At 76.0% G+C, this 18,359-nt stretch carries 13 protein-coding genes; 7 read left to right on the plus strand and 6 right to left on the minus strand.

The window, feature by feature from the left end; translation table 11 throughout:
- The first annotated feature begins 1 nt into the window (after position 1).
- From shbA to ACRYM0_RS02415, 5 genes are all read left to right on the plus strand, one after another.
- A complete protein-coding gene (gene shbA / locus ACRYM0_RS02395) occupies positions 2–799 on the plus strand; it encodes an RNA polymerase sigma factor ShbA (RefSeq protein ID WP_432501743.1) in 798 nt (265 codons plus the stop codon).
- Positions 796–2,460, plus strand: a complete 1,665-nt coding sequence (locus tag ACRYM0_RS02400; RefSeq protein WP_432501745.1) for a hypothetical protein — start codon at positions 796–798, stop codon at positions 2,458–2,460. Before shbA ends, ACRYM0_RS02400 begins: the two co-directional genes overlap by 4 nt.
- 21 nt (positions 2,461–2,481) lie before the next feature.
- Positions 2,482–4,032, plus strand: a complete 1,551-nt coding sequence (gene guaB / locus ACRYM0_RS02405; protein ID WP_432501747.1) for an IMP dehydrogenase — start codon at positions 2,482–2,484, stop codon at positions 4,030–4,032.
- Positions 4,033–4,096: 64 nt separating this feature from the next.
- On the plus strand, positions 4,097–5,218 hold the full coding sequence (locus ACRYM0_RS02410; protein WP_432501749.1) for a GuaB3 family IMP dehydrogenase-related protein: 1,122 nt from the start codon (positions 4,097–4,099) through the stop codon (positions 5,216–5,218).
- Complete coding sequence (locus ACRYM0_RS02415) at positions 5,215–6,180, plus strand: oxidoreductase (RefSeq protein WP_432501750.1); 966 nt, start codon at positions 5,215–5,217, stop codon at positions 6,178–6,180. Before ACRYM0_RS02410 ends, ACRYM0_RS02415 begins: the two co-directional genes overlap by 4 nt.
- 49 nt (positions 6,181–6,229) lie before the next feature.
- Here the strand turns inward: ACRYM0_RS02415 and ggt are convergent, their stop codons facing one another.
- Positions 6,230–8,086, minus strand: coding sequence for a gamma-glutamyltransferase (gene ggt / locus ACRYM0_RS02420; RefSeq protein ID WP_432501752.1), 1,857 nt, complete (start codon positions 8,084–8,086; stop codon positions 6,230–6,232).
- Between the two features lie 228 nt (positions 8,087–8,314).
- Here ggt and ACRYM0_RS02425 point away from each other — a divergent pair, with 228 nt between their 5' ends.
- Together ACRYM0_RS02425 and ACRYM0_RS02430 are read left to right on the plus strand one after the other, a co-directional pair.
- Entirely contained in the window at positions 8,315–9,925 is a 1,611-nt protein-coding gene (locus ACRYM0_RS02425; RefSeq protein ID WP_432501754.1) for a flavin monoamine oxidase family protein, read from the plus strand.
- Between the two features lie 23 nt (positions 9,926–9,948).
- Positions 9,949–10,632: a Rid family hydrolase gene (locus ACRYM0_RS02430; RefSeq protein WP_432501756.1), complete on the plus strand. Its 684-nt coding sequence runs from the start codon at positions 9,949–9,951 to the stop codon at positions 10,630–10,632.
- Between the two features lie 79 nt (positions 10,633–10,711).
- Here the strand turns inward: ACRYM0_RS02430 and ACRYM0_RS02435 are convergent, their stop codons facing one another.
- The 5 genes from ACRYM0_RS02435 to ACRYM0_RS02455 all read right to left on the minus strand — a co-directional run bounded on the left by ACRYM0_RS02435 (position 10,712) and on the right by ACRYM0_RS02455 (position 18,323).
- Positions 10,712–11,128 (minus strand): VOC family protein, encoded by a 417-nt coding sequence (locus ACRYM0_RS02435; protein WP_432501758.1) that lies wholly within the window; start codon positions 11,126–11,128, stop codon positions 10,712–10,714.
- A 5-nt stretch (positions 11,129–11,133) separates the two neighbouring features.
- Positions 11,134–11,559 (minus strand): helix-turn-helix transcriptional regulator, encoded by a 426-nt coding sequence (locus ACRYM0_RS02440; RefSeq protein ID WP_432501759.1) that lies wholly within the window; start codon positions 11,557–11,559, stop codon positions 11,134–11,136.
- A gap of 41 nt (positions 11,560–11,600) precedes the next feature.
- Positions 11,601–13,400, minus strand: a complete 1,800-nt coding sequence (locus ACRYM0_RS02445; RefSeq protein WP_432501762.1) for an ABC transporter ATP-binding protein — start codon at positions 13,398–13,400, stop codon at positions 11,601–11,603.
- Positions 13,401–15,212, minus strand: a complete 1,812-nt coding sequence (locus tag ACRYM0_RS02450) for an ABC transporter transmembrane domain-containing protein (protein ID WP_432501765.1) — start codon at positions 15,210–15,212, stop codon at positions 13,401–13,403.
- 75 nt (positions 15,213–15,287) lie between these two features.
- The gene (locus ACRYM0_RS02455) at positions 15,288–18,323 is read right to left on the minus strand and encodes a cytochrome P450 (RefSeq protein ID WP_432501767.1); all 3,036 of its coding nucleotides are present in this window, start codon (positions 18,321–18,323) and stop codon (positions 15,288–15,290) included.
- Positions 18,324–18,359: the final 36 nt, after the last annotated feature.

The raw sequence follows: 18,359 nt of genomic DNA on the forward strand, positions 1-18,359 counted from the left end.
CGTGAGCCCTGGGGGCGAGGAGGCCGGTGGACCGGCCGGGACGGACGCCGCGCGGCGCGCCGGCCCCGGCGCTGCCGTCGCCCCCGACCCCGTGGACGTGCGCACGGGTCCCGCGGTCCTCGACGGCGACGACCCGGCAGCGCACGACCCGGGGGTGCACGGCCCGGGGGTGCGCGCCGACGGCGGTGGTGTAACGGCCGGGGTCGTCCCCGCGATGAGCAGGGTGGATGCCGGGGGGCTCCAGGAACTGGCGGCGCGCGCCCTGTCGGGGGAGCAGGGCGCCGTCGCCGACCTCCTGGCAGCGGTTCGCCGCCTCGTCCACCGCTACTGCCGGGCCAGGCTCGGGCGCATGCCCGGGGCTGATCACGCCGCCGAGGACGCGGCACAGGAGGTCTGCATCGCCGTGCTGACGGCACTGCCCCGCTACAAGGACACCGGACGCCCGTTCGAGGCGTTCGTGTACCGCATCGCGGCCAACAAGGTCGCCGACGCGCAGCGGGCCGCGTACCGGGCTCCCGTGCCCACCGACGAGGTCCCGGACTCGGCCGCCGCCGAGCCGGGTCCGGAGCAGCTGGCCCTGGACGCGTTCGACGCCGAGACCGTCGGGCGCCTGCTGGACACCCTGCCGCCCAAGCTGCGGGAGATCCTCACGCTGCGCGTGGGCGCGGGCATGTCCGCGGAGGAGACCGGCCGTGCCCTGGACATGACGGCCGGTGCGGTGCGCGTGGCCCAGCACCGTGCGGTGCAGAAGCTGCGCAAGACCGCGCTGGCCGACGGCTCGCTGCGGGTGACGTCGTGAGCGGCGAGGACCGCGGGCACCTGCGGGGCGGCCCGGAGGAGCTGCCGACGGTCCCGGACCTGCTCGCCACCGACGCGCTGCTGGACCGCCTGGGTTCCCACCGCGCCACCGGCGCCGACCTGGACGACACCGTCGCGCGGCTGCTGGACGCCTACGCGCTGCACGCCGACCCGCTGACCGCGGGCGCGCGCCCGCTGGAGCTGCCGGTGCCCGTGGAGCACGCGGGCGAGGGCGCGCGCGGCGCCTCCCCGGCCGTCCCCGCACCCCGCGTGCTGGTGGCGCGACGACGGACCCTGGAGCGCCTGGGCCGCGGCACCGCCGCCGCCTGCGCGGTGCTGGCCCTGCTGGGCGGCACCGCCGCGGCGGCCGCGACGAGCGGCGGCACGGCCCCCGGGTCCGCCGCCGAGGTGACCAGCCCGATCTTCGCCGGTGGGCCCGCGTGGTTCCCCGACAGCGTCTGGGAGGTGTTCGGAGGCACGGTCGAGCAGCGCGTGGAACGCCAGCTGGAGCAGGCCCGCGCCGCCGCGTCCTCCGGCGAGCACGAGGAGGCGGTCGAGCGCGTCGACCGCGTCCTGGCGAGCCTGAGCGCCGCCCAGGGCGACTCGCCGCTGGTGCGCACCGTGCGCAGCGCCCGGGAGGAGCTGGAGGAGCTGCGCCGGCAGGTCGCCGCGCAGGAGCTCGTGACCGCCCCGGTGGCCACCACGCCCCCGGACCCCCGGACGCTGCCCGGCCTGGTCGACGCCTCGACCCCCTCGGTGGAGGCCTCCCCGCGCTGGGTGGCGCCGATGGTGCCCCCGGCGAGCTCGTCGCCGTCGGTCCCGACCAGCCCGTCGGTCCCGACCAGCCCGTCGGTCCCGACCAGCCCGTCGGTCCCGACCAGCCCGTCGGTCCCCACCAGCCCGTCGGCCCCCGCGCAGGGAGGCGCGCAGACCCCCGGCGCGGGAACGGGCACCCCCGCACCGCGCCCCTCGACGGGCACGGGCACACCGGCGCCCAGCACCCCGGCACCCTCCACGGGCGGGTCGTCCGGGGGTTCTCCCGGCGCTTCCCCGAGCGTTCCCGCCGAGCCCGGCGGGCCGGCGGCCGACCCGTCGTCCCCGAGCGTGCCGGCCGAGCCGACGGACGCGCCCGCGCAGCCGTCGGACCCGGCCGAGCCGGTGCCGAGCGAGGAGCCCGCCGGCGGCGGGGCCCCCACCGAGCCCGTGGGCACGACCGCGCCGTCCGACCCGGTCGCGCCGTCCGACCCGGTCGCGCCGTCCGACCCGGTCGCGCCGTCCGCCCCGGGCACCGCCACGGGGGAGCCGTCGGGTGAGGCGGAGCGGACCGCGGCCGGCGAGGAGCAGGACGCGGGTGCCGCCGACCCCACCGACCCCGTCGGCCTCGTGCCGCCCGTCCCGCCCTCGTCGCCCGTCGGCTCGCCGGAGCCGTCGCCGGGGGTGGACGCCGTGCCCGAGCCGGTGCCGTCGCCGTCGCCCCAGCCGTCGCCCCAGCCGTCGCCGTCGCCCCAGCCGTCGCCGTCGCCCGAGGCCTCGCCCGAGGCCTCCCCCCGGCCGGAGGACGCGCAGGCTCCCGGGGACGCGGGGGCCGGCGCGCCCACCGCCGGCGCCGACGTGCCCGCGGACCCGTCCGAGGGAGCCGCGCAGCCGTCGGAGCAGGGCTGAGGGAGCCGTAGCATCGTGGGGGTGAGCGCGCACACCCCCACCGGTGCCCCGGCCCCCCTCTCCGCTCCCCACGACCCCGGTCACGACCCCTTCGGGTTCGTCGGCCTGACCTACGACGACGTCCTGCTGCTGCCCGGCGAGTCGGACGTCGTCCCCTCCGAGGCGGACACCTCCAGCCGGGTCTCGAAGCGCGTCACGCTGCGCGTGCCGCTGCTCAGCTCGGCGATGGACACCGTCACCGAGTCCCGGATGGCGATCGCGATGGCCCGCCAGGGCGGCCTGGGCGTGCTGCACCGCAACCTGTCCGCCGACGAGCAGGCCAACCAGGTCGACATCGTCAAGCGCTCGGAGTCGGGCATGGTGACCCGCCCGGTCACGACGTCGCCGGGGGCCACGCTGGCGGACGTGGACGAGCTGTGCGGGCGCTACCGCATCTCCGGCGTCCCGGTCGTGGACGCCGACGGCACCCTCGTGGGCATCGTCACCAACCGCGACCTGCGCTTCGAGACGGACTTCTCCCGCCCGGTCCACGAGGTCATGACCCCGATGCCGCTGGTGACGGCCCCGGTCGGCATCAGCGCCGCCGACGCCGAGCAGCTGCTGCGCCAGCACAAGATCGAGAAGCTGCCGATCGTCGACGAGCGCAACCGCCTCACCGGCCTCATCACGGTGAAGGACTACGTCAAGAACGAGCAGTACCCCCTGGCGACGAAGGACGAGGACGGCCGGCTGCGGGTCGCCGCGGCGATCGGCATCTTCGAGGACGCCTGGAAGCGCGGCATGCAGCTCGTCGAGGCGGGCGTCGACGTGCTCGTGGTGGACATGGCCCACGGGCACTCGCGGGCGGTGCTGGAGATGATCGCCCGCCTGAAGGCCGACAGCGCGGCCGCGCACGTCGACGTCGTCGGCGGCAACGTGGCCACGCGCGCCGCCGCGCAGGCGCTGGTGGACGCCGGCGTGGACGGCATCAAGGTGGGGGTCGGGCCCGGCTCGATCTGCACCACCCGCGTCGTCTCGGGCGTGGGCGTGCCGCAGGTCACGGCCATCCACGAGGCCTCCAAGGCCGCGCGCCCGGCGGGCGTGCCGGTCATCGGCGACGGCGGCCTGGCCTACTCCGGCGACATCGCCAAGGCGATCGTGGCGGGCGCGGACACGGTGATGCTGGGTTCGCTGCTGGCCGGCTGCGAGGAGAGCCCGGGCGACCTGGTCTTCATCAACGGCAAGCAGTTCAAGAGCTACCGCGGGATGGGTTCGCTGGGTGCGCAGCAGACCCGCTCCGGGGGCCGCTCGTTCTCCAAGGACCGCTACTTCCAGAACGACGTCGCCTCCGACGACCGCTTCGTGCCGGAGGGCGTGGAGGGGCAGGTGCCCTACCGCGGCCCGCTGGCGGCGGTGGCGCACCAGCTGGTCGGCGGTCTGCGCCAGTCGATGTTCTACGCCGGTGCCCGCACGGTGCCGGACCTGCAGCGGGTGGGCCGGTTCGTGCGGATCACCCCGGCGGGGCTGCGGGAGTCGCACCCGCACGACATCCAGATGACGGTCGAGGCGCCCAACTACTCGCGCGGTCGCTGAGTCCCGGCGCCCGCCCTCCCCGCCGCGGGAGGGGCGGGCGCCGGGCAGCCGGTAGCCTGTCGGGGTGTACGAGATCGAGATCGGCCGCGGCAAGCGGGGGCGTCGCGCCTACAGCTTCGACGACGTGGCGATCGTCCCCAGCCGCCGCACCCGCGACCCGGAGGACGTGTCCACCGCCTGGCAGATCGACGCGTACCACTTCTCCATCCCGGTGCTGAGCGCCCCGATGGACTCGGTGGCCTCGCCGGCGACGGCGGTGGCCATGGGCCGGCTGGGTGGTCTGGGCGTCCTGGACCTCGAGGGCCTGTGGACCCGCTACGAGGACCCCGAGCCGCTGCTCGCGGAGATCTCCGCGCTGGACCCGGCCGTGGCGGTCCGCCGCATGCAGGAGATCTACGCGGAACCGATCAAGGCCGAGCTGATCACCGCGCGGCTGGCCCAGGTGCGCGCCGAGGGCGTGACGGTCGCCGGTGCCCTGTCGCCGCAGCGCACCCAGGAGTTCTGGAAGGTCGTCGTCGACGCTGGCGTGGACCTGTTCGTCATCCGCGGCACCACCGTCTCCGCCGAGCACGTCTCCGGCCGCAGCGAGCCGCTGAACCTCAAGCGCTTCATCTACGAGCTGGACGTGCCGGTCGTGGTGGGCGGCGCGGCGACGTACACGGCCTCCCTGCACCTGATGCGCACCGGTGCCGCCGGCGTCCTGGTCGGCTTCGGCGGGGGCGCGGCCCACACCACGCGCCGCACCCTGGGCATCCACGCGCCGATGGCCAGCGCCGTCGCGGACGTGGCGGCGGCCCGGCGCGACTACATGGACGAGTCCGGCGGCCGGTACGTGCACGTCATCGCCGACGGCGGCGTGGGCACCTCAGGCGACATCGTCAAGGCGGTGGCGTGCGGCGCGGACGCGGTGATGCTCGGCGCGGCGCTGGCGCGCGCCGAGGAGGCCCCGGGGCGCGGCTGGCACTGGGGCCCGGAGGCGCACCACCCGGTGCTGCCGCGCGGTGAGCGCGTCCACGTGGGCACGGTGGCGCCGCTGGCGGAGATCCTCGAGGGCCCGGGCCGGGTGGCCGACGGCACCACGAACCTCGTCGGTGCGCTGCGCCGCTCGATGGCCACCACGGGCTACTCCGACCTGAAGGAGTTCCAGCGCGTCGAGGTCGTCGTCTCCCCGTACCAGCCGGCGTGAGCGGCCGCCCGGTGGCGGTCTGGACGCCGGACGAGCTGGGTCCGCAGGACGGGCGCACCGTCCTGGTGACGGGCGCGAACTCCGGCCTGGGGTTCCACGTGGCCACCGAGTTCGCCCGCCGCGGCGCGGACGTGCTGCTGGCCTGCCGGGACACCGGCCGCGGCGAGGCGGCCCTGGAGCGGTTGCGCGCGGACGTCGCCGACTCGGGCGTGAAGGCGTCCGCGGAACTGGTGGCCCTGGACGTGGCCGACCTGGCGAGCGTGCGGCGCGCGGCGGCGGACGTCGCCGACCGGCGCGCGAGCGTGGACGTGCTGGTGAACAACGCCGGCGTCATGGCCCCGCCGTTCGCCCGCACCGCGGACGGGTTCGAGCTGCAGGTCGGCACGAACCACCTGGGGCACTTCGCGCTGACGGGCCTGCTGCTGCCGCTGCTGCTCGCCGGGAACGGTGCGCGCGTGGTCAGCGTGGCCAGCGTGGCGCACCGGTTCGGTCCGCTGGACCGCGAGAACTACCTCAGCGAGCGCTCCTACTCGCGCTGGCACGCGTACGGGCAGTCGAAGCTGTCGAACCTGCTGTTCGGGCTGGAGCTGCAGCGGCGCGCCGCGGCGGCGGGGGCGCCGCTGGTCTCGACGATCGCTCACCCGGGCCTGTCGGACACGAACCTCTGGAAGGCGACACCGCTGGCGGCGGACAGCCGCGTGGGCGGTGCGCTGGGCCGGGCGCTGGGCCGGGCCGTGGGGCACCCGCCGGCGCAGGGGGCCTGGCCGCTGCTGCGCGCGGCGGGCGATGCGGCCGCCGCCGGCGGGGAGTACTTCGGCCCGGACGGGTTCGGCGGCTGGAAGGGCTTCCCGGTGCCGGAGCGGGCGTCCGCGGCGGCGTACGACACCTCGGACGCGGCCTGGTTGTGGGCGCGCTCGGCGGAGTGGACGGGCGTGGGGTTCGAGGAGCTCGCCGCGCGCTGAGCCGCCGTGGTGTCCCCGGGGCGGGGTGCCCCGCCCCGGGGACGGCCGGTCAGTCGACCAGGGACGGCGCCAGGTCGGGGGCGGCCTTCGTGCCGCGGGTGGCGTGCACGTCGTCCACCACGCCCGCGCTGCCGCCGCCGCGCCGGGTGGTCTCGGCCGCGGCGAGCATCAGCGGGGTGCGCCCCTCCGGCGTGGGCAGGAACTCCACCGCCGTGGCCGCGCCGATCTCCGCGGTCTCGCTGAAGCTGTGGCCGAGCGCGGTGAGCTCCGCCCCGTGCGCCTCGAGGAACGCCGGCTCGGCGCTCACGGTGGCCGTGTTGCGGGGGGTGGCCCGCGGCGCGGCGATGGCCTCGTCGAGCTGCATGTTGGCGTCGATCCGGTTCACGAGGGTCTGCAGCACGGTCGTGATGATGGTGCTGCCGCCGGGGGAGCCGAGCGCCATGAGGGGCTCGCCGTCGTTCAGCACGATCGTGGGCGCCATGCTGCTGCGCGGCCGCTTGCCGGGGGCGGGCAGATTGGGTTCCGGCTTCGTGAGGTCGGCGGGCGCGAAGGTGAAGTCGGTGAGCTCGTTGTTGAGCAGGAACCCGCGGCCCGGCACGGTGATGCCGCTGCCGCCGGTCTGCTCGATCGTCAGCGTGTAGCTGGCGATGTTGCCCTCGGCGTCGGCGACGGTCAGGTGCGTGGTGGACACGCCCGCTGCGGTGTCCGGCACGCTCGCGCCCTCGGCGTCGGCGCACGCGGCGTACTCGCCGTCCGGCACGCCGGCCGGGACGGGCTTGGGCGCCGCGGCGGTGGGGTCGATCCCGCAGGAGCGCTCGGCCGCGAGCCCCTCGGAGAGCAGTTCGTCGACGGGGACCTGGGTGTAGGCGGGGTCGCCGACGTAGGCGTTGCGGTCGGCGAAGGCGAGCGCACCCGCCTCGAGGTAGTGGTGGAGCCGGTCGGCGGCGGGCATCGAGGCGAGCGGGTACTGGTCGAGGATGTTCAGGGCCTCGCCGACGGTGGTGCCGCCGCTGGAGGGGGGCGCCATGCCGTAGACCTCCAGGCCGCGGTACTCCACCTTCGTCGCCTCGCGCAGCGGGGCGTCGTAGGCGGCGAGGTCGTCCTCGGTGAGCAGGCCGGCGTGGACCTCCGCGACCCCGGCGGCCTCCTGCGGGTCCTGCGCGGTCGCCGCGATCTCGTCGGCGAGCCGGCCGGTGTAGAAGGAGTCCACACCGCGCGCGGCGAGCTGCCGGTAGGTGCGGGCGAGGTCGGGGTTGCGGAAGACCGAGCCGACCTCGGGCAGTTCGCCGCCGGGCAGGAACAGCTCCGCCGTCGCGGGGAAGGTGCGGAAGCGCTCCTCGTTCTCGGCGGTCTGCTGGCGGAACGTCTCGTCGACGACGAACCCGTCGCGCGCCAGGGCGGTGGGCCCGGCGAGCACGTCGCCCAGCGACTGGGTGCCGAACTCCTCCAGCGCCCGTTCCCACGTGCGCGGCGTCCCCGGGGTGCCCACGGACAGGCCGCTGGTGACGGCCTCGGCGAAGGGCAGGGGGTTGCCGTCCTCGTCGAGGAACGCGGTGGCGCCCATGGCCGCCGGGGCGGTCTCGCGGCCGTCGATGGTGGAGACCTCGCCGGTCCCGGCGTCGTAGTAGACGAAGAAGCCGCCGCCGCCGACGCCGGCGGAGTAGGGCTCGGTGACGCCGAGCGCGGCGGCGGCCGCCACGGCGGCGTCGGCGGCGTTGCCGCCGTCGGCGAGGACGTCCAGGCCGATGCGGGTGGCGTCGGGGTCGACCGTGGCGACGGCCCCACCGGTGCCGACGGCGAGGGGGACCTTCTCGGTGGTGGGTGCGGCGGTGGCCGGGGCGGCGACGGCGACCCCGGCGGTCAGGCCGACGAGCGCGAGGAGGGAGGTGCGGCGACGGTGCGGCATACGTGCTCCAGGCGGGGTGGTGGACCGCGGACGGCGCCATCCAATACCCCGCGCAGCGGCGGCGCAAGGATGCGAGCACGCGGGGTGATCACCTGGGCCACTCCGCTCCGGATCTTCCTCGTCACGCAGTGTTGATAATCGTGTGATCTCCCCGAAACACGGCACCGCCAGAGTTCAGGCATCCCCCCTCACCGTGGGCGATCCCCCTGTGTCCTCCCGAGGAGAACCGTGCCCGTTTCCCGCAGGAACTTCCTCCGTGGTGTCGGCGCCACCGGCGGCGCCGGCGCCATGTTCAGCGCCATGGGCGCCCTGGGCCTGGCCCCGCTGGCCTCGGCCGCCGAGAACGCCGCGTACACCCCGCCGCGCGCGTCCGACTTCACCCTCACCGGCCGCTCGGCCCGCAGCGTGCTGGTGCTGGGCGCCGGCATCGCCGGGCTGACCACCGCCTACGAACTGGGCAAGGCCGGGTACCGCGTGACCCTGCTGGAGGGGCGCCAGCGCCCCGGTGGTCGGAACTGGACGGTGCGCGGCGGTGACACCGAGACCGACCTGAACGGCGAGACGCAGCGCGTGCGGTTCGCCGAGGGGCAGTACATGAACTGCGGACCGGCGCGCATCCCGCAGCACCACGTCACCCTGGACTACTGCCGCGAGCTGGGGGTCGCGATCGAGCCGTTCGTGAACCAGAACGCCGACGCGCTGCTGTACTACACCGGCGACACCGCGATCTCCGGCACGGCCGTCAAGCACCGCACCGCGAAGGCGGACGTGTACGGCTACGTCTCGGAACTGCTGGCGAAGGCCACGAACGCCGGCGCGCTGGACGGGGAGCTGAGCGGCGACGACAAGGAGTCGCTCATCGAGTTCCTGCGCGACTTCGGCGACCTGGGGAACTCCACCGGCGACCCGGCCGCGGCGGACCTGTACCTCGGCGGCAGCGGCCGGCGCGGTTTCGACGTCGAACCCGGTGCGGGCCTGGAGGCGGGGTCCGTCTCCCCGGCACCGGGGCTGCACGACGTCATCGCCAGCGGCATCGGCCGGGAGTTCTCCTTCGAGTTCGGCTGGGACCAGGCCGTCATGATGTTCCAGCCGGTCGGCGGCATGGACCGCATCGCGTACGCGCTGGAGAAGGCGGTCGGCCCGTCGAAGGTCCGCTACGGCGCCGAGGTCACCGGGATCCGCACCACCGCCGACGGTGCGGAGGTCGACTACGTCGACGCCCGCGGCGCCACGCGCACGGCGAGCGCCGACTTCCTGGTGAACACGATCCCGCCGCACATCGCCGCGCGCATCCCGCACAACCTGGGCCCCGGCGTGACGACGGCGCTGCAGGCGGCGAGCCCGTCGCCGACCGGGAAGATCGGCCTGGAGTACTCCCGCCGCTGGTGGGAGGAGGACATGCGCATCTACGGCGGCATCACGAACACCGACCTGGACCTCGCGCACGTCTGGTACCCGTCTTCCGGTTTCCACACCGAGCGCGGCGTCGTCGTCGGCTACTACAACTACGGCCAGACCGCCCTGGACTACGCGGCCCTGCCGCACGCCGAGCGCCGCGCGCGGGCCGTGCAGAACGGCGCCCTCATCCACGGCGACGTGTACGGCCAGGACATCGCCTCCTCGTTCTCGGTGTCCTGGAGCGCGACGAGGTACAGCGAGGCCGGCTGGGTGGACTGGAGCTCGCAGACCGGCCCCGAGTACGCCACGCTGCTCGCCCCGCAGGGCAACGTGTACTTCGCCGGAGACCACCTCTCGCACGCCATCGCCTGGCAGCACGGTGCGATGACCTCCGCCCGCGCCGCCGTCACCGCGCTGCACCAGCGCGTCATGAGCAGCTGAACCACCGAACCGGAGGAACCCGAGTGAAGAAGAACCTGTCCCGTCGGCCGGTGGCCGTGGGCGTCAGCGCGCTGCTCCTCGTCGGCCTGGGAGCCGGTGCCGGTGTCGCCGCCGCCCGCGGCGGGACCCCCGCGCCGGGAACGGTCGAGGTGGCGCTGCCCCTGGGCGAGACCAACCCGTTCATCGCGAACGGTGTCGGCATCGGCCCGGGCACGGCGATCTACAAGTCCAGCGGCATCGGTCCGGCGGCGGCGAACCCCGACGCCGAGCCGGGCACCCCGGACGCGTACGTGGACCTCGCCGCCCTCGGCGGTGCGCTGCCCGAGGGCGTGACGCTCACCGAGGCGCAGGGCCTGAACGCCCTGGCGGCGATCGGGGAGAACCTCGCCGCGCAGGGCCTGAGCTTCGACGACGTCGTCACCATGCGCGTGTTCCTCGCCAACGAGGAGGGCACCGAGACGGCCGACTTCGCCGGCTGGAACCGCGCGTACCGGCAGTACTTCGCCAACGTCGACCTGGAGACGAACGAGGCGGTCGACGTGCCGCTGGGCACCGCGGCGCCCGCCCCGCCGCTGTTCGAGAACCCCGCCCGGCCGTCGCGCTCGGCGCTGGAGGTGGCCTCGCTGCCGGTCGCCGGCTGGCTGGTGGAGATCGAGGTGGACGCGGTCTACCCGGAGCAGCCGTTCGCGAAGGGGGAGAAGGGCTGACGAGCCCCTGACGCGGTGGCCGCGGCGGGACCCCGGGGGTTCCGCCGCGGCCCCCGCGCCCCCCGCCCGCGGCCGGCCGTCACCCGCCCTTCGGCTGGTTGAAGCGCAGCATGTTGCCGGCGGGGTCGCGGAAGGCGCAGTCGCGCACGCCGTACGGCTGGTCCACCGGTTCCTGCAGCACCTCCCCGCCCGCGGCGCGCACCCGCTCGAAGGTGGCGTCGCAGTCGTCGGTGCGGAAGATGACCCCGCGCAGCATGCCCTTCGCCAGCAGCTCCGCGGCGGCCCGGCGGTCGGCGGGGGAGGCGTTCGGGTCCGCCAGCGGCGGCTCGAGCACGATCTCCACGTCCGGTTGCGCGGGGGAGCCGACGGTCGTCCAGCGCATCCCCTCGAACTCGACGTCGTTGCGCACCTCCAGGCCGAGGGCGTCGCGGTAGAACGCGAGAGCGGCCTCGTGGTCGTCGACGGCGATGAAGCACTGCGAGAGCGTGATGTCCATGCGCGTCACGCTAGGGGTGCGCCCGCGCCCCGGGCTTCTCCGTTCCTGACCGGTCGCGTGCGGACCCGGGCGACGCAGGCGGGCACGACGGCCGCCCCGTCGTGGTGGCGGGCCCGGTACGCGCTGGGGCTCTCGCCGACCAGCTCGGTGAACCGCGAGCTGAACGAGCCCAGCGACGTGCACCCGACCGCCACGCACACCTCCGTCACCGTCAGGTCGCCGCGCCGCAGCAGCGCCTTGGCCCGCTCCACCCGCCGCGTCATCAGGTAGCTGTACGGGCTCTCCCCGAAGGCCGCGCGGAAGCTGCGCGAGAAGTGGCCGGGCGACATCAGCGCGGCGCGCGCCAGCGCGGGGACGTCCAGCGGCTGCGCGTGCTCGCGGTCGATCAGGTCCCGCACCCGGCGCAGCCTGACGAGGTCCTCCAGCGTCACGCGACCACCGTGCCACGGCCCCCGCGGGGGTGTCTGCCCCCTCAGCCGCCGTGCCAGCTGCGCCACAGGCTCGCGTACGGACCACCGGCGTCGACCAGCTCGTCGTGGGTGCCGAGCTCGGTGATGCGCCCGCCCTCGACGACGGCGATGCGGTCGGCGTCGTGCGCGGTGTGCAGGCGGTGCGCGATGGCCACGGTGGTGCGCCCGGCCAGCACCGCCGCCAGCGACCGCTCGGTGTGCCGGGCCGCGTTCGGGTCCAGCAGCGAGGTCGCCTCGTCGAGCACGAGGGTGTGCGGGTCGGCCAGCACCAGGCGGGCCAGCGCCACCTGCTGCGCCTGCGAGGCGGACAGCTCCACCCCGTTCTCACCGACCGTCGTCGCCAGGCCCTGCGGCAGCGCCCGCACCCAGCCGAGCGCGTCGACGGCCTCCAGCGCGGCCTCCACCGCGGCGTCGTCGGCGTCGGGCACGGGCAGGGCGACGTTGTCGCGCAGCGAGGCGCTGAACACGTGCCGCTCCTGGGTGACGAGGGCGACCTGCCGGCGCATCTCCTCCAGCGGCAGCCCGGTCACCTCCGCGCCGCCCACGCGCACCGAGCCGCTGGTGGGCGGGGTGATGCCGGCGATGAGCCGGCCCAGGGTGGACTTGCCGGCACCGGTGGGCCCGACGACCGCGAGGCGCTCGCCGGGCTCCAGCGACAGCGACACCCCGTGCAGGACCGGCCGGCCGGGCGAGTACTCGAAACCGACCCGGTCGGCGCGCACGTCGTCGGAGGTGGCCTCCTCGCCGCTGACGCTGCGGTCGGGGGCGACGGTCGCCAGGCCCACGACGCGCGCGAAGGACGCCTGGCCGACCTGCAGCTCGTCCCACCAGATGAGCAGTTCCGTGACGGGGCCGACGAGCTGGCGCAGGTACAGCACGACCGCCGCGACCTCCCCGGCGGTGGCGAGGCCGTGCCGCACCAGGAAACCGCCCCACACCAGGGCCGCGACGACGGGCAGCAGGTACGACATCTCGATGGTGGGGAACCAGGCGGTGCGCAGCCGCAGGGTGTACCGCTCGCGCCGCACGGTCTCGGCGATGACGCGGTCGAGCAGCCGGACCCGGTGCCCGGCCAGGCCCAGCGCCTCCACGGTGCGGGTGTTCTCGACGTTCTCGCCGAGGGTGGTGGAGATGCGTCCCCACCAGGCGCGCTCGGCGGCGTAGCCGGCGGGGGCGCGGCGCAGGTACCAGCGGGTGGCGATCAGCAGGCCGGGCAGGCCGGCGAGGATCGCCAGCGCCACGAGCGGGCCGGTGAGGAACGCCGCGGCGACGGTGAACGCGGTGGTGACGGCGGCCACGAGGATCGCGGGTGCGCCGTACCGCACGGTGTAGCTGAGGGACTCGACGTCGTTGGTGGTGCGCGAGACGAGGTCACCGGTGCCGGCCTGCTCCACGACCGACAGCGGCAGCCGGGTGGCGCGGGCGAGGAACTCCTCGCGCAGCTCGGCGAACACCTCCTCCGACAGCGACAGCGACCGGTACCGCGCCACCCGCGCCAGCATCGCCTGCGCCACGACGGCGGCGGCGAGCAGCGCGACGGTGCGGTCCACGTCGGCGAGGGCCGCGGCCGCGTCGGCGCCGCGCACGGCGGCCACGACGCGGTCCACGAGGTTCCCCAGCAGCCACGGTCCGGCCAGGCCGACGAGGGCGGCGCCGGAGTGCAGCAGCATCATCACCAGGCCGGGGCGGCGGTGCCGGCGCACGAGCCGGCGCACGTCCTGCAGCACCTGGGCGCGGTCGGCGACGGGCAGGGTGGTGCGCTCGTCCTGGAGGGGTTCGGTGCCCTCGGCGGCGGTGCTCACTCAGGTCTCCTGGCGGGGCAGCGGGGCGGGCACGGGCCGGCGGGCGGCGGGTTGCGCCGGCACCGCGCCGGCGGTGGGCGCACCGTGCGCGTCGCCGTCCCCGGCGTCGCGGGTGACGAACCGGCGGTAGGCGGGCTCGCCGGCCAGCAGGTCGGCGTGCCGGCCGGTGGCGACGACCCGCCCGTCGCGCACCCACTGCACGGTGTCGGCGTGCGGCAGCACGAGCGGGCTGACGGTGGCGACGAGCGTGGTGCGCCCGGTGCGCGCGGCCCGCAGCCGGGCCGCGACGCGGGCCTCGGTGTGGGCGTCGACGGCGCTGGTGGGCTCGACGAGCACGAGGACCTCGGGGTCGCGCAGCAGCGCCCGGGCCAGCGCCAGGCGCTGGCGCTGCCCGCCGGACAGGGAACGCCCCCGCTCGGTGACGGTGCCGGCCAGGCCGCCGTCGACGAGGTCGAGGAGCTCGGTGGCGTCGGCGACCTCGATCGCGGCGAGCACCTGCGCGTCGGTGTGCCGGCCCTCGGGGTCGACCTGCTCGCGCAGGGTGCCGCTGAAGAGCTGCGCGTCGTCCTCGGCGAGCACGACGCGGCGGCGGACCTCCGCCACGGGCACCGAGCGCAGCGCCACCCCCGCCAGGGTGGCGCCGGGGTCGCCGTCGCAGTCGTCGAAGCGGGCCAGCCGGCGCAGCAGCGGCGCGGCCAGCTCGGGCGGGTCGCTGACGACGGCGGTCAGCTCGCCGGGTGCGGCGACCACCCCGGTCGCGGGATCGGCCAGCGCACCGGCCGGCGGGTGCTGCTGCTCGCCCTCGGGCGCGTCGGCCAGCCGCGGCGGCACGCCCAGCAGCGTCACCAGGCGCCGTGCGGCCACGAGCGCGCGGGCGTACTTGTCGGCCGTCTCCACGAGCATCCGCAGCGGTGCGGTCAGGAACGCCGCGTAGCCGTACAGGGCCACGAGCTGGCCGGGGCTGATCTCGCCGCGGACGGTGGCGCGCGCGCCCGCCCACACCAGGGCCGCGACGAGCAGCCCCGGCACGAGGACCTGCAGGGCCTCCAGGCCGGACTCCCAGGCGGCCACGCGCACGCCGGCGGCCCGCACCCGCTGGCTCTGCTCGCGGTAGCGGGCCAGGAACAGCTCCTCGCCGCCGACGCCGCGCAGGACGCGCAGACCCCGCACGGTGTCGGTGCCCAGGGCCGTCAGCTGCCCGCTCAGCTCGCGCTGGTGCTGCTGCCGCGCCTTCAGGGGCCGCAGCAGCAGCACCAGGACCACCAGCACCGCGGGGATGCCGAGCAGCACGATCAGGCCCAGCGGCACGGAGGTGCGCAGCACCAGGACGGCGACGACCACGACGGCGAGCACGGACGCCACGGCGCGCTGGGTGACGTCGAAGGCGTCGCCCACGCGGGGCCCGTCGGAGGAGGTGCTGGCGAGCACCTCGCCCTGCGGCAGCCGGGCGGTGACGGCGGTGCCGGCGTGCGCGGTGTGCCGGCCGACCTGCTGCAGGGTCCGGAAGCAGGCGGTCAGCCAGTTGGTGACCGCGTAGCGGTGCCGCAGCACCGCGGCCACGGTGGTGACGACCGCCAGGGCGAGCACGACGCCGGCCCAGCGCAGCAGGGCGGCGTCGTCGCCGGCGAGGACGCCCTCGTCGATGGCCCGGCCGACGGCGGCGGGCAGGACGGCCTGCGTGAGCATCCACGCGCAGCCGAAGGCGGTGCCGATCGCCATGGAGCGCCGCTGCTGCGCGGCCGTGCGCAGCAGCAGGCGCAGGGGTGATCGGACGTCGGGGGCGCCGGGGTCTTTCAGGGGGAGTTCCCGCACGTGGATCGACGGTAATCGTTGTCCCGGGTGGTCACCACGGGATAAGCGGCGCCCCCGCCGCCCGCCGCCCGCCGGTCAGGCCCCCGCGCCGACCGGTGCGGGCGCACCCACCTCGGCCAGGACGCCCTCGAACCAGTCGGCGGCGACCCGGGCCGCGTCCTCGCCGCCCCCGGCGTCGTGGCGCCCGTACTCCCCGACGCGGACGGCCCCGCAGCCGGCCAGCGCCTCGTCGAGGAGTTCGCTGCCGCGCGAGTACGTCCTCGTGTAGCTGCGGTCGCCCAGGCCGAACACGGCGTACCTCAGCGCCGACAGGTCGGGTCGCTCGGCGAGCAGGCGCTCGCGGAACGGGCGGACCGCGGTGGGCAGTTCCCCGTCGCCGTACGTCGAGCACGCGAGGACGAGGAAGCGCTCCGGGGCGAGGTCCCCGGGGGTGGCGGTGGCCAGGTCGACGACCTCGGCGTCGGTGCCCGACCCGAGCCGCCGCCGCAGTTCCTCGGCGACGAGCTCGGCGTTGCCGGACTCGGTGCCGAACGCGATGGTGAGCGGGAGGTCCGGCGCCGCGGGCCGGCCCGGCCGGCCGGGGTCCGCCCCCGGCAGGGGCAGGTCGCTGCGCGCGGTGCTCAGCAGCTCCTCCCGGGTGCGGATCTTGGTGCGGACCCGCCCGGGCGCGGCGTCGAGCGTCTCGCGCAGGTCGATGCGGCGCCACCCGTCGAAGTCCACCGCACCGGGCAGCGGCGGCAGCCCGTCGCGGCCGGGTCGGCCGGTGCCGTCGGCGCCGCGGGCCAGGTCGGCGCGGATCAGCTCCGCCAGGTCGCGCGCGTCGGCGCGCTGGTCGGCGATGGTCCCGCGCGGGCCGCTGCGCAGCCAGCCCGCCGCGTACAGGCCCGGCTCGACGCGTCCGGTCCCGTGCGCCCCGGGGACCAGCGGGGTGGTGCCGTCCGCGCGGAAACCGACGGCGGTCACCACGGAGCCGCACGCCAGGCGCACGGGCCCGCGCGGTCCCCGGAAGCAGGCGGCCTCGACGCGCGCGGTGCCCTCGAACCGTTCCGGGGTGAACCCGAACCACCACTCCACCCGCACCCGCGCACCCGGGGCCGTGGAGGTGGAGGTGGAGGTGGAGGCGGCGAGGGCGCGCACCGCCTCGACGCGCGCGTCGCCGGCCGGCAGCTCGGCGTCCTCGAGGCCGTGGACGACGTGCGCCACCCCCGGCAGGTCCGCGAGCTCGCGCAGCACGACCGGGTCGAAGCGCGCCCGGTGCGGCAGGGAGCGGCCGACCACGTGCACCACGCGCAGGTCCTCGACGAGCCGGTCGCGGACGGCGTCGTCGACGTCGCTGCCGTGCAGGGCGGCGCGGTCGCGGGTCAGCAGCCGCACGACGTCGACCGCGACGTTGCCGTGACCGACGACGACCACCTCCGCGCCCAGCGGCTCGAGGGTGCGGGCACCGTCGTGCTCGTCGGGGTGGCCGTTCAAGGTGCGGGTCAGCCGGCCCGAGCCCGTGACGCCCGCGAGCCGCGCCCCCGGGACGGCGAGGACCTCGTCCTCGTGCAGCCCGGTGGCGAGCACGACCGCGTCGAACGTGGACCGCAGCGTCGCCAGGTCGAGCTCGCCGCCCAGGGTCACGTTGCCGTGGAAGCGCACCTGCTCGTCCTGGAACAGCCGGTCGAACTGCCGCGCCACCGCCTTGGTGCCCTGGTGGTCGGCGGCCACCCCGTACCGGACGAGCCCGTACGGCACGGGCAGCCGGTCGAACACGTCGATGCGGGCCGCGGGCAGGGCGCGCCGCACCGCCTGCGCGGTGAAGCACCCCGCGGGGCCGGCGCCGACGACGGCCACCGACGGTCCCCGGCGCGCCGGGCCGGGTGCCGCGGCGGCCGCGGGGACCGGGGACGCCGTGGAGGCCGGGGGAGCCGCGCTCGAGCGGGTCCCGCGCCAGGACACGGGGAGCTTGAGCATGCCGCGGAAGACCCACCCGCCGATCTCGGCCGGGTCCTCGGGGACGAGGTCGAGGCCCTCCAGCCGCCCGAACAGGGCGGGCAGGCCGACGGTGGCGACCTCCGCGCGCGCGACCCAGGCCCCGAGGCAGACGTGCACCCCCTTGCTGAACGCCAGGTGGGGTTTCACCTCCCGCTGCACGTCGAAGGCGGCCGGGTCGGCCCAGACCCGCTCGTCGCGGTTGGCGGACAGGATGCAGATGCCCAGGCGCGCGCCCGCGGGCAGCCGCACCCCGGCCAGCACCGTGTCGCGGGTGACCTGCCGGGAGTACAGGCCGATGGGGGCGATCCACCGCAGGGCCTCGTCGAAGACGGTCTGCCACGAGGCCCTGCCGTCCTCGACCGCCCGGCGCTGCTCGGGGTGGGTCAGCAGGGCCCAGGCGGCGACGCCCAGCGCGTCGCGCGGTTCGTTGAGGCCGCCGCCGATCGTCATCTTGACGTTGGCCCGGACCTTCTCGAGGGGCATCTCGTAGTCCGGCGTGCGCAGCAGGGTGGAGATGAGGGAGTGGTCGGGGTGGTCGGCGTGCCAGCGCAGCATCTCGTCCAGGGCGACGTCCACCTCGTCGAAGGACCGCTCGCCCCGGGCCCACACGTCGGGGTCGTCGGCGTAGTTCCCCGTCGCGTCGATGAGGGTCTGCGACCACCGCTGCAGGTCCTGCTGCGTGACGTTGTGGAACCCGAGGACCTCGCGCAGGTTCTCGGCGGCGAAGGGCGCGGCGAAGTCCCCGATGAGGTCGGCGCCCGGCCCCTTCGCCACCATCTCGGCGAGGTACCGCTCGGCGTTGCGCTCGAACACCGACGTCCAGGTGCGCTTGACGACGCCGGGGCGCAGCACCGGCTGCCAGGCCTTGCGCTCGGGGTAGTGCTCGGGGTCGTCCCGGCGGAGCATCGAGTGCCCCATCGCGCGGATCTGCAGCGACCCCTCCTCGTTCGCCGAGAACGTCCCCTGGTCGACCTCGGTGGCGTGGACGGCGTCGTACGTCGTGATGAGGTACCGCCCGACGGCGGGGACCCAGTGGACACCGCCCTCGGCGCGCAGCCTGTCGTAGATCGGGAACGGGTCGCGGTACAGGTCGGGGATCGTCACCCAGTCGGCGACGGGGGCCGGTCGGCTCATCAGGCACATCCTCGTGTCCAGCGCTGCGTCGGTGCG

The sequence above is a fragment of the Kineococcus arenarius subsp. arenarius genome, from assembly GCF_050871845.1.
Taxonomy (GTDB): domain Bacteria; phylum Actinomycetota; class Actinomycetes; order Actinomycetales; family Kineococcaceae; genus Kineococcus.

Coding starts and splice junctions, on each gene's coding strand:
- ACRYM0_RS02435 (WP_432501758.1), bottom strand. CDS start 11,128: ATGGACATCACGCTCTCGCAGTGCTTCATCGCCGTCGACGACCACGAG.
- ggt (WP_432501752.1), bottom strand. CDS start 8,086: ATGCCGCACCGTCGCCGCACCTCCCTCCTCGCGCTCGTCGGCCTGACC.
- ACRYM0_RS02455 (WP_432501767.1), bottom strand. CDS start 18,323: ATGAGCCGACCGGCCCCCGTCGCCGACTGGGTGACGATCCCCGACCTG.